Source organism: Microbacterium sp., from assembly GCF_035554235.1.
Lineage (GTDB): Bacteria > Actinomycetota > Actinomycetes > Actinomycetales > Microbacteriaceae > Microbacterium.
In genome coordinates, this window is the sequence record NZ_DATMIO010000100.1 from 1 (window position 1) to 15,837 (window position 15,837).

Sequence of the window (15,837 nt, forward strand, 5' to 3'; positions counted from 1 at the left end):
CGCCGCCCGGCCCTTCTGTCGGCCTTGACTACGGCTTGACGAGCGCCTCGGGTTCCCGCGACCAGTCGCCCGTCGCGAGGTAGACGACCTTCTTGGCGACCGAGACCGCGTGGTCGGCGAATCGCTCGTGGTACCGGCTGGCGAGCGTGGCGTCGACGGTGGCCGTGGCCTCGCCCTTCCAGTTGTCGCCGAGCACCTTCTCGAAGACGCTGACGTGCAGCTCGTCGATGACGTCGTCGGCGTTGCGGATCTGCTCGGCGAACGCGAGGTCCTGGGTGCGCAGCAGCTCCGACAGCGTGCGCGCGACCTCGACGTCGAGCTCGCCCATCCGGGCGAAGGTGCCCTTGAGGCCCTTCGGAACGGCGCGTTCGGGGAAGCGGTAGCGCGCGAGCTGGGCGATGTGCTCGGCCATGTCGCCCATCCGCTCGAGCGACGCGCTGACGCGGAGCGCCGTCACGACGATCCGCAGATCGCGCGCGACCGGCTGCTGGCGGGCGAGGATCTCGATGGCGATCTCGTCGAGGGCGACCGTCTTCTCGTCGATCTGCGCGTCATCGGCGATGACCTCTTCGGCCAGTGCGACATCGCTCGTGCCGAACGCCCGGGTGGCCTTGTCGATCGCGACCGTGACAAGGTCGGCGATCTCGACCAAGCGGAACTGGACGTCCTCCAGCGACTGATGGAAAACTTCACGCATCGGGAACCCTTTCGTCGTCGCGGCCCGCGCATCGCGCGGGTCATCACGACCCTCGGGCGATTGTCGTCAGGCAAGGTTAACGAACGGTGCCGCTCATATGAATAGTAGTCCGGCTCGATGCCACCGAGGCGCTGGGGTGCTTGTCCCGACATCCCGCGCCCTACTCTTAGAAGCATGGACACCACGCAGCTCGCGCTGCTCGCCCTGTTCCTCGGGGTGATCGTCGGAGCCGGCGTGGCATCGATCTTCCTCATCGCCCTCCGGGCCCGCGACCGCGTGCGCGCCGAAGCCAGCGCGGCGCTTCCGGACGGCATCACGGCCGTCCTCGAGGGCATGGATGACGCGGCCGCCGTCGTCGACACGTCGATGCACCTCGTCGCGACCTCGAGCGCGGCCGGCCGCCTCGGGATGACCGCGGGCGGCACTCTCGACAACATCGAACTGCGCGCCCTGGTCCGCGCGGCGCGGGCGGCCGGCGTCGCGCGGCTCGACACGCTGCGCATCCGCCGCGGCGGACTCTCCGCCGAGTCGCGCGCCGTAGCCGCCCGCGCCAGCATCCTGAGCCCGCGGCTGGCGCTGCTCATCGTGCGCGACATCAGCGAGCAGGAACGCGTCGAGCAGATGCGCCAGGACTTCGTGGCCAACACGAGCCACGAGCTGAAAACGCCGGTCGGAGCCGTGAGCCTGCTGGCCGAGGCCATCGAGTCCGCCGCCGACGACCCCGATCAGGTGCGATCGTTCACGGCCCGCCTCTCCGCCGAGGCGGCGCGGCTCTCGCGGCTCACCTCCCGCATCATGAACCTGTCCCGGCTGCAGTCGGCCGACGAACTGTCCGAAGTGCGGGATGTCGCCATCGACGAGGTGATCACCGCATCGGTCGAATCGCACGTCGTTCAGGCCGACTCGGCCGGAGTGAAGCTCGTCCGCGGCGGCGACCGGGGACTCTACGTGCGCGGTGACGCCCAGGTGCTGATCGAGGCGGTCGGCAACCTCCTGGCAAACGCCATCGCCTACTCGCCGCGGGGCTCCCAGGTCGGGGTCGGCATCAAGGCGACGGCGGATGTCGTCGAGATCGCGGTCACCGACCAGGGCATCGGCATCGCCGAAGCGGAGCAGCAGCGGGTGTTCGAACGGTTCTATCGCGCCGACCAGGCGCGATCCCGGCGCACCGGGGGCACCGGACTCGGGCTCGCGATCGTCAAGCATGCGGTGCAGCGACACAACGGCGACGTGCAGCTCTGGTCGCGACCGGGCCGCGGATCGACGTTCACCATCCGGCTGCCCCGCTCCGAGGCGCCCGCCTACGAGCCGCCGCGCAAGAAGAAGCGCCGCAGCAGCAAGCCCAAGAAGGGTTCCCAGGCGCTCGTCGCCCAGGGGACCAAGGCCGCGAGTGCGAAGAAGTCCGCCAAGCCCAAGGCGGGCGCGAGCGGCGCCCCGGCCGCGGGCGCCGCGCCGCACCAGCCCGCTCAGGCCCCGCCCGTCGCCCCGAAGCCGACGACCGCACCGAACCCGCGCGAGAGCGTGCCCCAGACCAAGAGCCAGAACCACGCAGTGAAAGGAGACGACGCATGACGCGCGTCCTCCTCGTCGAAGACGAGCCAGACCTTGCCGAGCCCCTCGCCTACCTCCTCCGACGGGAGGGGTTCGACGTCGAGATCGCCGAGGACGGGCCCGAGGCCCTCGTCGCCTTCCGCGACAACGGGGCCGACATCATCCTGCTCGACCTGATGCTTCCCGGGATGTCGGGGACCGAGGTGTGCCGCCAGATTCGCACCACCTCGAGCGTGCCGATCATCATGCTGACCGCGAAGGACTCCGAAGTGGACATCGTCGTTGGCCTCGAGCTCGGGGCCGATGACTATGTCACGAAGCCCTATTCGGCCCGCGAACTGCTCGCGCGCATGAAGGCGGTGCTCCGGCGGTTCGCGCAGGTCGAGACCGACCTGGATGACCGGGTGCTCGAGAGCGACCGGGTGACCCTCGACATCGATCGGCACACCGTGTCGGTCGAGGGCGAGCTCATCAATATGCCGCTCAAGGAATTCGAGCTCCTCGAGGTGCTCATGCGCAACGCGGGCCGCGTGCTGACGCGCGGACAGCTCATCGACCGGGTGTGGGGGAGCGACTACTTCGGCGACACGAAGACGCTCGACGTGCACATCAAGCGCATCCGCTCGCGTATCGAGTCGAACCCCAGCGAACCGGTGGCCCTCGTCACGGTCCGCGGTCTGGGCTATCGCTTCGAGATGTAGGCGTCCGCCGGCGCGGGTCTTACGGAACGAACGGCGCCAGGTAATCGAGCGAGCCGTCGAGGACGGGCACCTGCTGGAGCACGCCTTCCTCATCGCCCGACTGGAAGTACATCGGCGTGGTCGTCCCGGGCAGGGAATCGATGTCCTCCAGGAGGACCGGGTCCTCGCCCTCCGCGCCGAGGGTCAGCGTCTCACCCGCGCCCACGCGAATGGTGGCCGTCTCGCCGTCGCCGTACTCGATCCGGAGCGTCTGCGACTCATCCGTCGTGTTGATGAGGGCGGCGATCAGGTTGCCGTCGGTGCCCTTCTCGTCGGCGACGACGAGCGCGTTGCGCACGTTGATCGGGCCGGAGTCCGGCACGTTCACACCGTCGGCGGGCGAATAGGGGATCGTGGTGGCCTGCATGGACATCATCGCGCAACCGCTGGTTCCGAGGATGACGGCGGCGCCGACGGCGGCTGCTGCGATGAATCGCGGGGCGATGGACGCGGCGTGGCGCGATTTCACGGATCCTCCAAGGGGATGTGGCGAGCTCTCCGGCCATTCTATGGGCTCGCGCCACGCGCGCGCGTCGGGGACCCGCCCCGTGCTCGGCGAACCTTAGCGTATGTCCCCTGTGGTATTCTGGAGGTTGCCGAAGGGACATAATTCCATGCTTTTTGAGGTTGGCGAGACGGTCGTTTACCCCCACCACGGGGCCGCAACGATCTCCGAAGTGAAGACTCGCATGATCAAGGGCGAAGAGAAGATCTATCTCAAGCTCCGCGTTACCCAAGGCGATCTGACCATCGAGGTCCCGGCCGACAACGTCGACCTCGTCGGCGTTCGCGACGTCATCGGCAAGGAAGGCCTCGACCGGGTCTTCGAGGTTCTGCGCGCTCCGTTCACCGAGGAGCCCACCAACTGGTCGCGCCGCTACAAGGCGAACCTCGAGAAGCTCGCCTCCGGCGATGTCATCAAGGTGAGCGAGGTCGTCCGCGACCTCTGGCGCCGGGATCAGGACCGTGGCCTCTCGGCCGGTGAGAAGCGCATGCTCGCCAAGGCACGCCAGATCCTCATCTCCGAACTCGCGCTCGCGGAGAAGACCGACGAAGAGCGGGCCAGCCTCGTTCTTGATGAGGTTCTGGCTTCCTGATCTCGATACACCGCTGGATCTCGATACACCGCTGATCTCGATACACCGCGCCCTTAGGTGCGGGAATCGATCAGCGGTCGGGTGGGCGCGGCACTCGATCAACGAGTCCGTCGCGCGGGAATCGATCAGCGGTCGGGTGGGCGCGGCACTCGATCAACGAGTCCGTCGCGATATGCCGTCGGGTCGGCGCGGTGATCGATCAGGGGTAGGTCGGGGGCGCGGTAGCGTGGGGCGGTGAGCATCATGCCATCGCCGCGCGTCGCCGTCATCGTCGTTGCCGCGGGGTCTGGGACGCGGCTTGGTGCGGGTGGGCCCAAGGCGTTCGTCGGCATCGACGAGCACACGATGCTGCGGCACGCCCTGCGCGGTGTCTTCGCCGCCGCGCCTGCCCAGGTGGTCATCGTCGCACCCGAGGGTCGCGAGGGTCAGGCGCTCACCGAGGCGACCGAGGCGGCGGCCGAGCGCCGCGACCTCGTGTCGGTCACGACGGGCGGCGCGACGCGGCAGGCGTCGGTGGCCTCCGGCCTCGCCGCCGTCTGGCCGGCGGTCGAGATCGTGCTCGTCCACGACGCGGCCCGGGCGCTCACTCCCGGGAGCGTCTTCGACCGGGTCGTGCACGCGATCGATGAGACGGGTTGGGGCATCGTCCCCGTGCTGCCCGTGATCGACACGATCAAGCGCATCGAGGGCAGCCGCATCACGGGTGTCGTGGATCGGGCCGAGCTGGCTGCGGCGCAGACCCCGCAGGGCTTCCGCCGCGACGTGCTCGACACGTCCTACGCGATCGCTGCCCAGGACTTCACCGACGACGCCGCGCTCGTCGCCGCGGCCGGCCACGCCATCGGCTCCGTCGAGGGCGACGCCCTGGCGTTCAAGATCACGACGCCCGCCGACCTCGAGCGCGCGCGCTCGCTCGTCGCGCCGCATCCGATCGCCCCGGCCCGGTCATCGATCGACCGAGCGGCGCGCGGACCCCGGGTAGGGGTCGGCACCGACGTGCACGCGTTCGCCGGCGAAGGCACGCTGTGGCTGGCCGGCCTCGAATGGCCCGGCGAAAGCGCCCTCGCGGGTCACTCCGACGGGGATGCGGTCGCCCACGCGATCGTCGACGCGCTGCTCTCGGCGGCCGGTCTCGGCGACATCGGAACGCACTTCGGCACCGCCCGGCCCGAGTACGAGGGCGCGCATGCGTCGGCCTTCCTCGCCCGCACCGCCGCGATGCTCGGTGAGGCCGGCTGGGCGATCGGCAACGTCGCCGTGCAGCTGCAGGCGTCGCGCCCGCGCTTCGCCGCACGCCGTGCCGAGGCCGAGGCCGCACTGTCGGCCGCGCTCGGCGGCGCATCGGTCTCGGTGTCGGCGACGACGACAGACGGCCTCGGCTTCGTCGGGGCGGGCGAGGGTATTCAGGCCTTCGCCGTCGCTCTGATCCTGCCCGCCTGACGGCCCCTGAGCCCGCTCGGCACGCGCTCAGAGCGCGAGCGTCATGAACACCGAGAAAGGGTCATCGGCGTAGTCGGCGAACGGACCGCACCGGGTAAACCCCTCGCTCTCGTAGAGGCGCTGCGCGGGCACGAAGTCATCCGGTGTTCCGGTTTCGAGCCACAGGCTCGTCATGCCGCGCTCCCGCGCCGCCGCGATGACATGGCGGAGGATGGCGCGGCCCACGCCGGCGCCGAGGAACGCGTCGTGGACGCGCATCGACTTGAGCTCGCCGCGCCCGTCGCCGAGGTCTTTGAGGGCGCCGATGCCGGCGAGTTCGCCCCCGATCCAGGCCGACCAGAACGTCACCGCGGGATCCTGCAGTCGCTCGATGTCGAGGGCGTGCACGCTCTCGGGCGGCGAGGTCGCGTGCATGCCGTCGAGGTGGAGGGCGATGAGCTCGCGCGTCGCGGCCCCCGTGAGGTCGTCGATGCGGATCTCGATGTGCGGCACGGTCAGCCCTCCACGGCGAAGGGCCGAGGGTCCCGCGGCGCGCGGGAGCCCCACGCGAGCATGGCCAGGCCGCCGGCGAGCACGACGAGCCCCACGATCGCGAGCGGCGACAGCCGCTCCCCGAGCACCGCGATGCCCAGAACGCTCGCGGTCAGCGGTTCGCCGAGGGTGAGGGTCGCGGCCGACGCGGCGGTGAGCCCGCCGAGGCCCCACGTGAACAGCACGTAGGCGATCGAGATCGTCGCGAAGCCGAGCCACAGCGCCATCGCCACACCCGATGGCGTCGCGAGCCAGGAGAGGTCGACGAAGGGCAGCACGAACGCCGACAGCACCGCCGAGCTCGCCCCCATGGCGCCGACCAGGGTGAACGGGTCCCACCCGGAATCGAGCAGCCGGCGCTGCGCGTTGGCGATGACGGCGAAAGACGCGCCCGCGCCGACCGACCCCAGCAGGCCGAGGGGATCGGTGCCGGCGCTGCCCGACGCACCGCCGGATCCCAGCAGGACGACGCCCGCCGTCGCGAGCAGGGTCGCGGCGATCCACGTGCCGCTCGGCATCCGCCGCGTCAGCGCCCACTCGAGCAGACCCGCCAGGATCGGCGCGGAGCCGAGCGCGACGACCGTTCCGACGGCGACGCCGTTGCGTTCGGTGCCGACGAAGAAGAGCGGCTGGTAGACCGCGAGGCACGCGCCGGTGAGCGTCATCAGCAGGGCGGGGCGGATGCCGAACGGCGGGTTGGCGGCACTCCGGCGTCGCGCGTGCCGGCGCGCCAGAAGGAACGCGATGATCGCCAGGCCCGTGCCGCCGAGCACGAGCCGCACGGCCCCGATCGACAGCGGGGTCGTCCCATCGGCACCGAGCGCCTGCGCGGTGCCGGTCGTTCCGAAGAGCACCGACGCGGCGAGGACGGCGAGAACGGACAGCACCATCCCTTTCTACCGCGTGCCGGCACCGCCGCCGGCCGAGGAGCCGGGATCGACCGGTGGGCGGGCTGTGTCCATGCCCAGGGTCGGGAGGGGCGCCGCCGGTAGGCTGATCGGGTGACTCTCCGGCTCTACGACACCAAGGCGCAGACGCTGCGCGACTTCGTGCCCCTCGATCCCGAGAACGTCACCGTCTACGTGTGCGGTCCGACGGTGCAGTCCGGCCCCCACGTGGGGCACCTCCGCGGTGCCTTGGCGTTCGACATCCTGCGCCGCTGGCTCTCTCGCGAGCGACGCGTCACATTCGTCCGCAACGTCACCGACATCGACGACAAGGTGCTCGCGAACGCGACCGCCGACGAGCCCTGGTGGGCGCTGGCCTACCGGATGGAGCTGGAGTTCTCGCGGGCGTACGCGGCCATCGGCATCCTTCCTCCCACGTATGAGCCGCGCGCGACGGCGTCGATCACGCAGATGCAGGAGCTCATCGAGCGCCTCATCGAGGCGGGGCACGCGTATCCGGCCGGGGATGCCGCGGCCGGCGACGTCTACTTCGACGTCCGTTCGTGGTCGCACTACGGCGACCTCACCCACCAGTCGCTCGACGCGATTGAGCCGGCGGAGGACGCCGATCCGCGTGGCAAGCGCGACCCGCGCGACTTCGCCCTGTGGAAGGGCGCCAAGCCGGGCGAGCCCGCGAGCGCTCAGTGGGACTCCCCGTGGGGGCCCGGCCGCCCCGGGTGGCACATCGAGTGCTCCGCGATGTCGCGGCGGTACCTCGGCCCGGCGTTCGACATCCACGGCGGCGGCCTCGATCTCCGCTTTCCGCACCACGAGAACGAGCTCGCGCAGTCCACGGCCGCCGGCGACGCGTTCGCGCGCCACTGGATGCACAACGGCCTCGTCACCGTGGGCGACCAGAAGATGTCGAAGTCGCTCGGCAACTTCGTGCTCGCCGCCGACCTGTTCGCCGCACGCGACCCGCTCGTGATCCGGTACGCGCTCGGCTCGGCGCACTACCGGTCGAGCCTCGCGCTGAGCGAATCGTCGTTCGATGAGGCGGATGCCGCGCTCGAGCGCATCCGCACGTTCCTGACCCGCGCCGCGCGCGGGCTGGGCGATGCCGCGGACGGTTCGGGAGAGCACGCTTCACTACCTGAGAAGTTCGTCGCGGCGATGGACGACGACCTCGGTGTCCCGCAGGCGATCGCGGTCGTCCACGACGTCGTGCGCGCGGGAAACGCCGCTCTCGATGCGGGCGACCGCGATGCGGCCACGCGTGCATTCGCCGAGGTGACCGCGATGACGGACGTGCTCGGAATCAATCCCCTCGACGCGCAGTGGTCGACGCAGGATGCCTCGGCCGAGGCATCCGCCCTCGATGCGCTCGTTCAGAACCTGATCACCCAGCGCGCAGACGCGCGCGCCGCCAAGGACTGGGCCGCGGCCGATCGCATCCGCGACGCCGTCGCCGCCGCGGGCATCGCGCTCGAGGACACCTCGGACGGCACTCACTGGAGTCTCGCCGGCGCTCAGCCCGGCACGAAGGAGAACTGATGGCCGGCAAACCCGGGCGCCCTGGCGCCAGCAGAAGCCCGAAGAAGGGTCCGACCAAGGGCACGGGCGGCAAGAACAAGCGTTCGCTCGAAGGCCGCGGCCCGACCCCGAAGGCGGAGGACCGCGCGTGGCACCCCGCGGGCAAGCGCAAGGCCGCGGCCGAGCGCTACACCGCGGCCGGCGGCACGGGCAGGCCGGGCGGCAAGCCCGCCGCAGGGCGTGGCGGGGGAGCAAAGAAGACCGACGACACCGAGGTGGTGACGGGTCGCAACTCCGTGCTCGAGGCCCTTCGCGCGAAGATCCCTGCGACCGCGTTCTACATCGCTCAGCGCGTGGAGATGGACGATCGGGTCAAGGAGATGCTGTCGATCGCCACCCACCGGAACATCCCGGTGATGGAGGTGACGCGACCCGAGCTCGACCGCATGGCCGGGTTCGACGGCGTGCACCAGGGCGTCGCCCTCAAGGTGCCGCCGTACGAGTACGCGCACCCGCACGACCTGCTCGAGGCCGTGCTCGACCGCGGCGAGGTTCCGCTGTTCGTGGCACTCGACGGCGTGACCGACCCGCGCAACCTCGGCGCGATCATCCGCTCGACGGCCGCGTTCGGCGGCCACGGCGTCATCCTGCCCCAGCGTCGCTCGGCGAGCGTGAACAGCGCCGCGTGGAAGACCAGCGCGGGGGCGGCGGCCCGCCTTCCGGTCGCCGTCGCGCCGAATCTGACCGCGACGCTCAAGGACTTCAAGAAGCAGGGTGTCTTCGTGCTCGGCCTCGACGGCGGAGGCGACGTGTCGCTGCCCGACCTCGAGCTCGCCGACCGCCCCGTTCTCATCGTCGTGGGATCCGAGGGCAAGGGGCTTTCGCGTCTGGTCACGGAGAACTGCGACCAGATCGTCTCGATCCCGATCGAGGCGGCGACCGAGTCGTTGAACGCGGGCATCGCGACATCCGTCGCCCTCTACGAGGTCGCCCGCCGCCGGGCCGAGTAGCGCTTCATCATCCACCTGTCACCTGCTGAAGGAGTCGCCTTGCCACGCATCGCCGTCATCGGAGGAACCGGCTACGCCGGCAGCCACATCGTCGCCGAGGCGGTGCGCCGCGGGCACACCGCCGTCTCCGTCGCGCGCTCGGTCCCGACCGAACGGATCGAGGGCGCCACGTACATCGAGGGCACGCTCCTCGATGTGCCCGGGCTCGTCGAGGAACTCGAGGGAGCCGACGTCGTGGTGGTGGCCGTGGCGCCGCGCGCCGAGATGGAGGGCAGCGTGCGCCCCGCGATCGCGGAGCTCGCGACCCTGCTGCCTGCCTCGACGCGGCTCGGTGTCATCGGCGGCGCGGGCGGAAGCCTGATCGCCCCCGGCGGCCCACGGCTCGTCGACACCCCGGGCTTCACCGAGGAGTACAAGCCCGAATCCCTCGAGATGATCGGCGCCCTCGAGGACCTGCAGGCGTCACGCCTGGACGACTGGTTCTTCGTGCACCCCGCCGGCGGCTTCGGCCCGTGGAACGAGGGGCAGCGAACAGGCTCCTACCGCGACGGCGGCGACGTGCTCGTCACCGACGCGGACGGAGAGTCGAACATCTCCGGCCCCGACCTGGGCGTCGCCGTGCTCGATGAGATCGAGTCGCCGAAGCACGCGGGCGAGCGATTCACGGTCGGGTACTGACGACCGACCCCGGATCGTCGAGCAGTGCCGCGAGCGCGAGCTCGCCGGCCCCGATGAGGAGCCTGTCCTCGCCGAGTTCGGCGATGGCGATGCGTGCGTCCTCGAAGATCGTGGGAATGGTCTGGGCCGCCACGGCGCGCTCGAGCTCCGCGGAGTCGCTCGCGGCGATCGTGGCGAGGAACCCGCCGAGGATCACGAGCGACGGGTTGAGCACGTTGAGCGCGTTGCCGAGGGCGGTGGCGAGGATGCGGCGCTGCCGCGCGAGCTCGTCGGCCACCGTCTCCGCGGCTGCGGCCAGCGCGGCGGCGAGTGTCGGTTCGTCGGCGTTGGTCAGGCTGACGGACGCGAGCAGTCGTGAGCGGCTGACTTCGTCCTCGAGCACGCCCTCGCTCGCCCGCCGGTCGTCGAGGCTCCCGATGCCCGGCCGGTTCTGGCCGAACTCGCCCGCGTAGCCGCCGGCACCGCCGACGCTCCTGCCCTGCACGATGATGCCGCCGCCGATCCCGCTCGCGCCGCCGTTGAGGTAGACGATGTCGTCGATGCCGCGCCCGGCGCCGAAGAGGTGCTCGGCGAGGGCGCCGAGGCTCGCATCGTTGCCCACCGATGCGGGGAGGCCGGTGGCCTTCTCTACGAGGCTGCGCAGGGGAGACTGCGACCACTCGAGATGCGGCGCCCAGCGCACGAGGCCGTCGTGGGCGCGCACGAGCCCGGGTACGGCCAGCCCCACCCCGACGACGCGCCGGTCGGCCAGCGGCCCCCGCGTCCAGCGCGCGAGCGTCTCGGCGACCAGCCGCGCGGTCTCCTCGGGCGAGACGATGTGGTCCTGGGGCAGGCGCTCTCGGTGCGCGACACGACCGCCGAGCGCCACGACGCCCAGGGTGACGGCGTCGACCTCGGGGTTCACCGCGACGGCGACGGTGCGCGGATCGACGCCGACGATGGGAGAGGGTCTGCCCACGCGCCGCGTGGGGTCGGGGGCGCGCTCGGTCACGAGCTGCAGGGCGCCGAGCTCGCCGACGAGCGAGGCCACCGTCGAACGATTGAGTCCCGTCGCCTCGGTGAGGCGCGACCGCGATTGGGGGCCTTCGGCATGCACGAGCCGCAGCACTCTCGACAGGTTTCGTCGATGAACCCCATCGAGGGCTCGCGGGGCGTCGGTCACCCCTCCACGTTAGGGCCACTCGCCCTCGCCGGATCGGCGCCGCGCCTCACGCCGGAGGGAGCGACACGGGCGCGCCGTGTTGACGCGCGTGCGTCCGTCGATTAGGTTGCTACCAACAACAATTTGCTCGACGAGGAGAGTCATGTCCCGCCCCATCCCCACGCCCGCAGACAAGTTCTCGTTCGGGCTCTGGACCGTCGGCTACAACGGAACCGACCCCTTCGGCGGCCCCACCCGCCACGCCCTCGATGTGGTGCACGTCGTCGAGAAGCTCGCGGAGCTCGGTGCGTACGGGCTCACCTTCCACGACGACGACCTGTTCGCCTTCGGGTCGACGAATGCCGAGCGTCAGAAGCAGATCGACCGCCTCAAGGGGGCGCTCGCCGACACGGGCCTCGTCGTCCCCATGGTCACGACCAACCTGTTCAGCGCCCCGGTGTTCAAGGACGGGGGCTTCACGTCGAACGACCGCCAGGTGCGTCGCTTCGCGCTCCGCAAGGTTCTCCGCCAGCTCGAGCTGGGCGTCGAGCTGGGCGCGAAGACGTTTGTGATGTGGGGCGGCCGCGAGGGCGCCGAGTACGACGCGGCCAAAGACGTCCGCGCGGCGCTGGAGCGCTACCGCGAGGCGGTCAACCTGCTCGGCGACTACGTGACAGACAAGGGCTACGACATCCGTTTCGCCATCGAGCCGAAGCCGAACGAGCCTCGCGGCGACATCCTGCTGCCGACCCTCGGCCACGCACTGGCGTTCATCGACTCACTCGAGCGCCCCGAACTCGTGGGCCTGAACCCCGAGGTCGGGCACGAGCAGATGGCGGGCCTCAACTTCGCCGCCGGCATCGCCCAGGCGCTCTACCACGGCAAGCTCTTCCACATCGATCTGAACGGCCAGCGGGGCATCAAGTACGACCAGGACCTCGTCTTCGGCCACGGCGACCTGCACAACGCCTTCGCCCTCGTCGACCTGCTCGAGAACGGCGGGCTCTCCGCTGATGGGCGCGGGGCTGATGGGCGCGGGGCTGATGCGCGCGGCGGTGTGCCCGCGTACGACGGTCCCCGGCACTTCGACTACAAGCCCTCGCGCACCGAAGACGAGAAGGGCGTCTGGGTCTCCGCCGCCGCGAACATGAGCACCTACCTGCTGCTCAAGGAGCGCGCGGCCGCGTTCCGCGCCGACCCCGAGGTGCAGGAGGCCCTCGAGGCCGCGAAGGTGTTCGAGCTCTCGCAGCCGACGCTGGGCGAGGGGGAGTCGTACGACGACCTCATCGCCGACCGCAGCGCGTACGAGGACTTCGACGCGGGCGCCTACCTCGGCGGTCACGGCTTCGGCTTCGTGCGCCTGCAGCAGCTCGCCACCGAGCACCTGCTCGGGGCTCGCGGCTGACGACGTCTCAGACGAGGTCGCGCCAATCGACGGCGTCGGCCTCGTCTGCGTCGGCGAATGCTTCGCCGCTCGCGGTCAGGATCGGCATCGAGAGCGTCTCGGTCGGCGGGCCCATGATCGTGGCCTCATCGCGGCGGTGGCGCAGCACGTCGCGGATGTAGGAGGTCAGCACCTCCGCGAGCGGCACGGCGCGCCCCCGCGCCTGCGACATGTACCAGCGGTGCTCGAGCACCTGGTGGAAGACCTCGGCGGGCTCGAGCTTGGCCCGCAGGTCGAAGGGGATCGCCTTGACGACCGGCTCGAAGACGCGGGTGAGCCACTCGTGCGCGACCATCTCCTCGTCGACGCCGAGCTGCGCTGTGCGCGCGCGGAACTCGTCGAGGTCGTTGAGCAGTCGCCGGGCCTGATTCTCTTCGACATCGAGCCCCGTCAGGCGCAGCAGGCGGCGCTGGTGATGCCCCGCGTCGACGACCTTCGGCTGGATCGCGACGCGCGTGCCTCCGGCCTCGGTCTGGATCGTCATCTCGCCGATGTCGAAGCCCATCGCGTTCAGGCGCTGGACGCGCTCGGTGATGCGCCACGCCTCGTTGGCCGAGAAGCTCTCCTGCACCGTCAGAGCGGCCCACAGCGAGCGGTAGGAGGAGACGATCCCGTCGGCGATGGCCACGGCATCCACCCCGCCCTCGAGCCGCCCGCCCGCCTCGAGATCCATGATCTCGCCCGCGATGTTCGTGCGTGCCACATCGAGGTCGTGCTCGCGCTGACCGGCGGTGAGGCCGTTCTCGTGCAGCTCGCCCGTCTCGGCGTCGACGAGGTAGGCGGCGAACGCCCCGGCGTCGCGGCGGAACAGGGTGTTCGAGAGCGAGACATCGCCCCAGAAGAAGCCCACGTTGTGCAGGCGCACCAGCAGCACCGCGAGGGCGTCGACGAGGCGGTTGGCGGTGTCGGGGCGCAGCACCTGCGTGAAGAGCGCGCGGTAGGGGAGCGAGAAGCGCAGATGCGCCGTCACGAGCGCCGCCGGGAGCGGCCGGCCCGCGGCATCCGTTCGTCCCGCGATCACCGCGACGCGTTCGACGCACGGCACGTCGAGGCGGCCGAGGTTGCCGAGCATCTCGTACTCTCGCCGGGCCATCTGCTCGGTGGTCTCCTTGACGGCGACCACCGACCCCGACAGGTTCGCGAAGCGCACCAGGTGACGCGAGAGCCCCTTGGGCAGCGAGACGATCGTGCTGCTGGGCCATTCGGCGAGCGTCGTCGACCAGGGCAGGGACAGCAGTCCGGGGTCGATCGAGCTGGCGGTGATGCTGAGCGAGTCGGGCATGGTTCCCTCAAGACGAAAGACGCGGCGCGGGCAGCCCCAAGGCTACCCGCGCCGCGTGCGAGGCGAAGTGTCGTCAGATCGAGGGGACGACCGAGTCGTTGAGGCGCTCGCCGGTCTCGATGTCGAACGCGTGCACATGGCCCGCCGCCGCCGCGAGGGTGACCGTGTCACCCGCGATGGGGTGGCTGCGCCCGTCGACGCGCGCGACCACATCGGTGCGCTTGCCGGCGATGTCGGTGTGGCCGTAGAGGTATCCGTCGGCGCCGAGCTCTTCGACCAGGTCGACCACCACGGAGAGGCCCTTGCCGTCGGCGGGGCCGACCACGATGTCTTCGGGACGAACGCCGATGGTCAGCTGGCTGCCGTGCGCACGGCCGACCGTATCGCGGTCGAGCGGCACCACCTCGGTGCCGAACTGAACACCGCCTTCGGCGAGGTTCGACACGAAGAGGTTCATGGCGGGCGATCCGATGAAGCCCGCGACGAACACGTTGTTCGGGCGCTCGTACAGATCGCGGGGCGTGCCGACCTGCTGCAGCAGACCGTCCTTCAGCACGGCGATCCGGTCGCCCATCGTGAGGGCCTCGGTCTGGTCGTGCGTGACATAGACCGTGGTGACGCCCAGCCGGCGCTGCAGCGAAGCGATCTGCGTGCGCGTCTGAACACGGAGCTTGGCGTCGAGGTTCGACAGCGGCTCGTCCATGAGGAACACCTGGGGCTGACGCACGATGGCCCGGCCCATGGCGACGCGCTGACGCTGACCACCCGAGAGGGCCTTCGGCTTGCGGGTCAGGTAGTCCTCGAGGTCGAGGAGCTTCGCGGCCTCGAGCACGCGGGCGGCGCGCTCGTCCTTGCCGACGCCGGCGATCTTGAGCGCGAAGCCCATGTTCTCGGCGACCGTCATGTGCGGGTACAGGGCGTAGTTCTGGAAGACCATCGCGATGTCGCGATCCTTCGGCGGGACGTCGGTGACGTCGCGATCGCCGATCAGGATGCGGCCCGAGTTGACCTCTTCGAGGCCGGCCAGCATTCGCAGCGACGTGGACTTGCCACAGCCGGACGGGCCGACGAGAACGAGGAACTCGCCGTCGGCGACCTCGAGATTGAGCTTGTCGACCGCGGGGCGCGTGCCCCCGGGGTACAACCGCGTTGCGTTGTCGAACGTGACTGACGCCATGGAATCTTCTCCTTCACCGGCAGGTACGTGCCGGACGATCCGTAGTGAATGGAATTGCGGGGCGAACCGCGCGCTCGTCATCGGGCGTTCGTCCAGTATGCCACGGTGTTCACCGGGCCGGCATCTGGGCTTTTCCCAGGCTGTCTGGCTAGCATCGTTCAGGTTGCCGCAGTGAGCGGCCGCCCGGCATGCCCGGGCCCTGGGATTCAAGAGGTTTCATGTCGAACGACGAGATGCCGAACGTTCCCGCCACACGCGGACGGCGCGAGGCGGTTCGTGAGAAGGCGCAGCAGGTGCATGCCCAGCAGTCGAGGGCCCGCCTCATCCGACGCGTGACGGCCGCCTCGGCCATCGTCGCGGCCGTGGTCGTGATCGGCGTCGTCGTCACGTGGGTGTTCGCCTCCGCGGCATCCAAGCCCCTGCTCAGTCCCGCCAACATCCACGACGACGGCATCCTCGTCGACGCGGCCAGCACCGCTTTGATGTCGAACGTGGCCGGTGGCACCCTGACCGACGCCACGCCCATGCCCACCGCCACTCCCACGCCGGAGCCGGCCCCCGCCGAGGCGACCCCGTCGCCCGACGCGACCCCCTCGGTGGCACCCATCGACATCCGTGTGTACGTGGAC

At 70.5% G+C, this 15,837-nt stretch carries 15 protein-coding genes and 1 pseudogene; 9 read left to right on the forward strand and 7 right to left on the reverse strand.

The window, feature by feature from the left end; all coding sequences use genetic code 11:
* Positions 1–28: 28 nt before the first annotated feature.
* Positions 29–697, reverse strand: a complete 669-nt coding sequence (gene phoU / locus VNT50_RS04825) for a phosphate signaling complex protein PhoU (RefSeq protein ID WP_325483968.1) — start codon at positions 695–697, stop codon at positions 29–31.
* 174 nt (positions 698–871) lie between these two features.
* Here phoU and VNT50_RS04830 point away from each other — a divergent pair, with 174 nt between their 5' ends.
* Both VNT50_RS04830 and VNT50_RS04835 read left to right on the forward strand, forming a co-directional pair.
* The gene (locus tag VNT50_RS04830) at positions 872–2,269 is read left to right on the forward strand and encodes a sensor histidine kinase (RefSeq protein WP_325483969.1); all 1,398 of its coding nucleotides are present in this window, start codon (positions 872–874) and stop codon (positions 2,267–2,269) included.
* Entirely contained in the window at positions 2,266–2,949 is a 684-nt protein-coding gene (locus tag VNT50_RS04835; RefSeq protein WP_325483970.1) for a response regulator transcription factor, read from the forward strand. The genes VNT50_RS04830 and VNT50_RS04835 overlap by 4 nt, the downstream gene beginning before the upstream one ends.
* A gap of 19 nt (positions 2,950–2,968) precedes the next feature.
* Here VNT50_RS04835 and VNT50_RS04840 read toward each other — a convergent pair whose 3' ends face one another.
* Complete coding sequence (locus VNT50_RS04840) at positions 2,969–3,457, reverse strand: DNA modification methylase (RefSeq protein ID WP_325483971.1); 489 nt, start codon at positions 3,455–3,457, stop codon at positions 2,969–2,971.
* A gap of 145 nt (positions 3,458–3,602) precedes the next feature.
* On the opposite strand from VNT50_RS04840, the gene VNT50_RS04845 reads away from it, so the two are divergent.
* Positions 3,603–4,085 (forward strand): CarD family transcriptional regulator, encoded by a 483-nt coding sequence (locus tag VNT50_RS04845; protein ID WP_325483972.1) that lies wholly within the window; start codon positions 3,603–3,605, stop codon positions 4,083–4,085.
* Positions 4,086–4,328: 243 nt separating this feature from the next.
* Positions 4,329–5,525 (forward strand): 2-C-methyl-D-erythritol 4-phosphate cytidylyltransferase, encoded by a 1,197-nt coding sequence (gene ispD / locus VNT50_RS04850; protein ID WP_325483982.1) that lies wholly within the window; start codon positions 4,329–4,331, stop codon positions 5,523–5,525.
* 27 nt (positions 5,526–5,552) lie between these two features.
* On the opposite strand, the gene VNT50_RS04855 is transcribed toward ispD, so the two are convergent.
* Together VNT50_RS04855 and VNT50_RS04860 are read right to left on the reverse strand one after the other, a co-directional pair.
* Positions 5,553–6,017, reverse strand: coding sequence for a GNAT family N-acetyltransferase (locus VNT50_RS04855; RefSeq protein WP_325483973.1), 465 nt, complete (start codon positions 6,015–6,017; stop codon positions 5,553–5,555).
* Between the two features lie 2 nt (positions 6,018–6,019).
* Positions 6,020–6,946, reverse strand: a complete 927-nt coding sequence (locus tag VNT50_RS04860) for a DMT family transporter (protein WP_325483974.1) — start codon at positions 6,944–6,946, stop codon at positions 6,020–6,022.
* 111 nt (positions 6,947–7,057) lie between these two features.
* Between VNT50_RS04860 and cysS the strand changes: the two genes are divergently transcribed.
* Genes cysS through VNT50_RS04875 form a run of 3 tightly spaced genes read left to right on the forward strand, consistent with a single transcriptional unit; the run spans position 7,058 to position 10,164 of the window.
* A complete protein-coding gene (gene cysS / locus VNT50_RS04865) occupies positions 7,058–8,497 on the forward strand; it encodes a cysteine--tRNA ligase (RefSeq protein WP_325483975.1) in 1,440 nt (479 codons plus the stop codon).
* Positions 8,497–9,486: a 23S rRNA (guanosine(2251)-2'-O)-methyltransferase RlmB gene (gene rlmB / locus VNT50_RS04870; RefSeq protein ID WP_325483976.1), complete on the forward strand. Its 990-nt coding sequence runs from the start codon at positions 8,497–8,499 to the stop codon at positions 9,484–9,486. Before cysS ends, rlmB begins: the two co-directional genes overlap by 1 nt.
* 39 nt (positions 9,487–9,525) lie before the next feature.
* Positions 9,526–10,164: an NAD(P)-dependent oxidoreductase gene (locus VNT50_RS04875; protein ID WP_325483977.1), complete on the forward strand. Its 639-nt coding sequence runs from the start codon at positions 9,526–9,528 to the stop codon at positions 10,162–10,164.
* Here VNT50_RS04875 and VNT50_RS04880 read toward each other — a convergent pair.
* Entirely contained in the window at positions 10,148–11,326 is a 1,179-nt protein-coding gene (locus tag VNT50_RS04880) for an ROK family protein (RefSeq protein ID WP_325483978.1), read from the reverse strand. The genes VNT50_RS04875 and VNT50_RS04880 overlap by 17 nt on opposite strands.
* Positions 11,327–11,468: 142 nt before the next feature.
* Here VNT50_RS04880 and xylA point away from each other — a divergent pair, with 142 nt between their 5' ends.
* Complete coding sequence (gene xylA, locus VNT50_RS04885) at positions 11,469–12,710, forward strand: xylose isomerase (RefSeq protein WP_325483979.1); 1,242 nt, start codon at positions 11,469–11,471, stop codon at positions 12,708–12,710.
* Between the two features lie 7 nt (positions 12,711–12,717).
* On the opposite strand, the gene VNT50_RS04890 is transcribed toward xylA, so the two are convergent.
* Positions 12,718–14,031: a DUF4032 domain-containing protein gene (locus tag VNT50_RS04890; RefSeq protein WP_325483980.1), complete on the reverse strand. Its 1,314-nt coding sequence runs from the start codon at positions 14,029–14,031 to the stop codon at positions 12,718–12,720.
* A 73-nt stretch (positions 14,032–14,104) separates the two neighbouring features.
* Positions 14,105–15,208, reverse strand: a complete 1,104-nt coding sequence (locus VNT50_RS04895) for an ABC transporter ATP-binding protein (RefSeq protein ID WP_325483981.1) — start codon at positions 15,206–15,208, stop codon at positions 14,105–14,107.
* A gap of 218 nt (positions 15,209–15,426) precedes the next feature.
* Between VNT50_RS04895 and VNT50_RS04900 the strand changes: the two are divergent.
* Positions 15,427–15,837, forward strand: a pseudogene (locus VNT50_RS04900) (protein-disulfide isomerase); the annotation flags it as partial.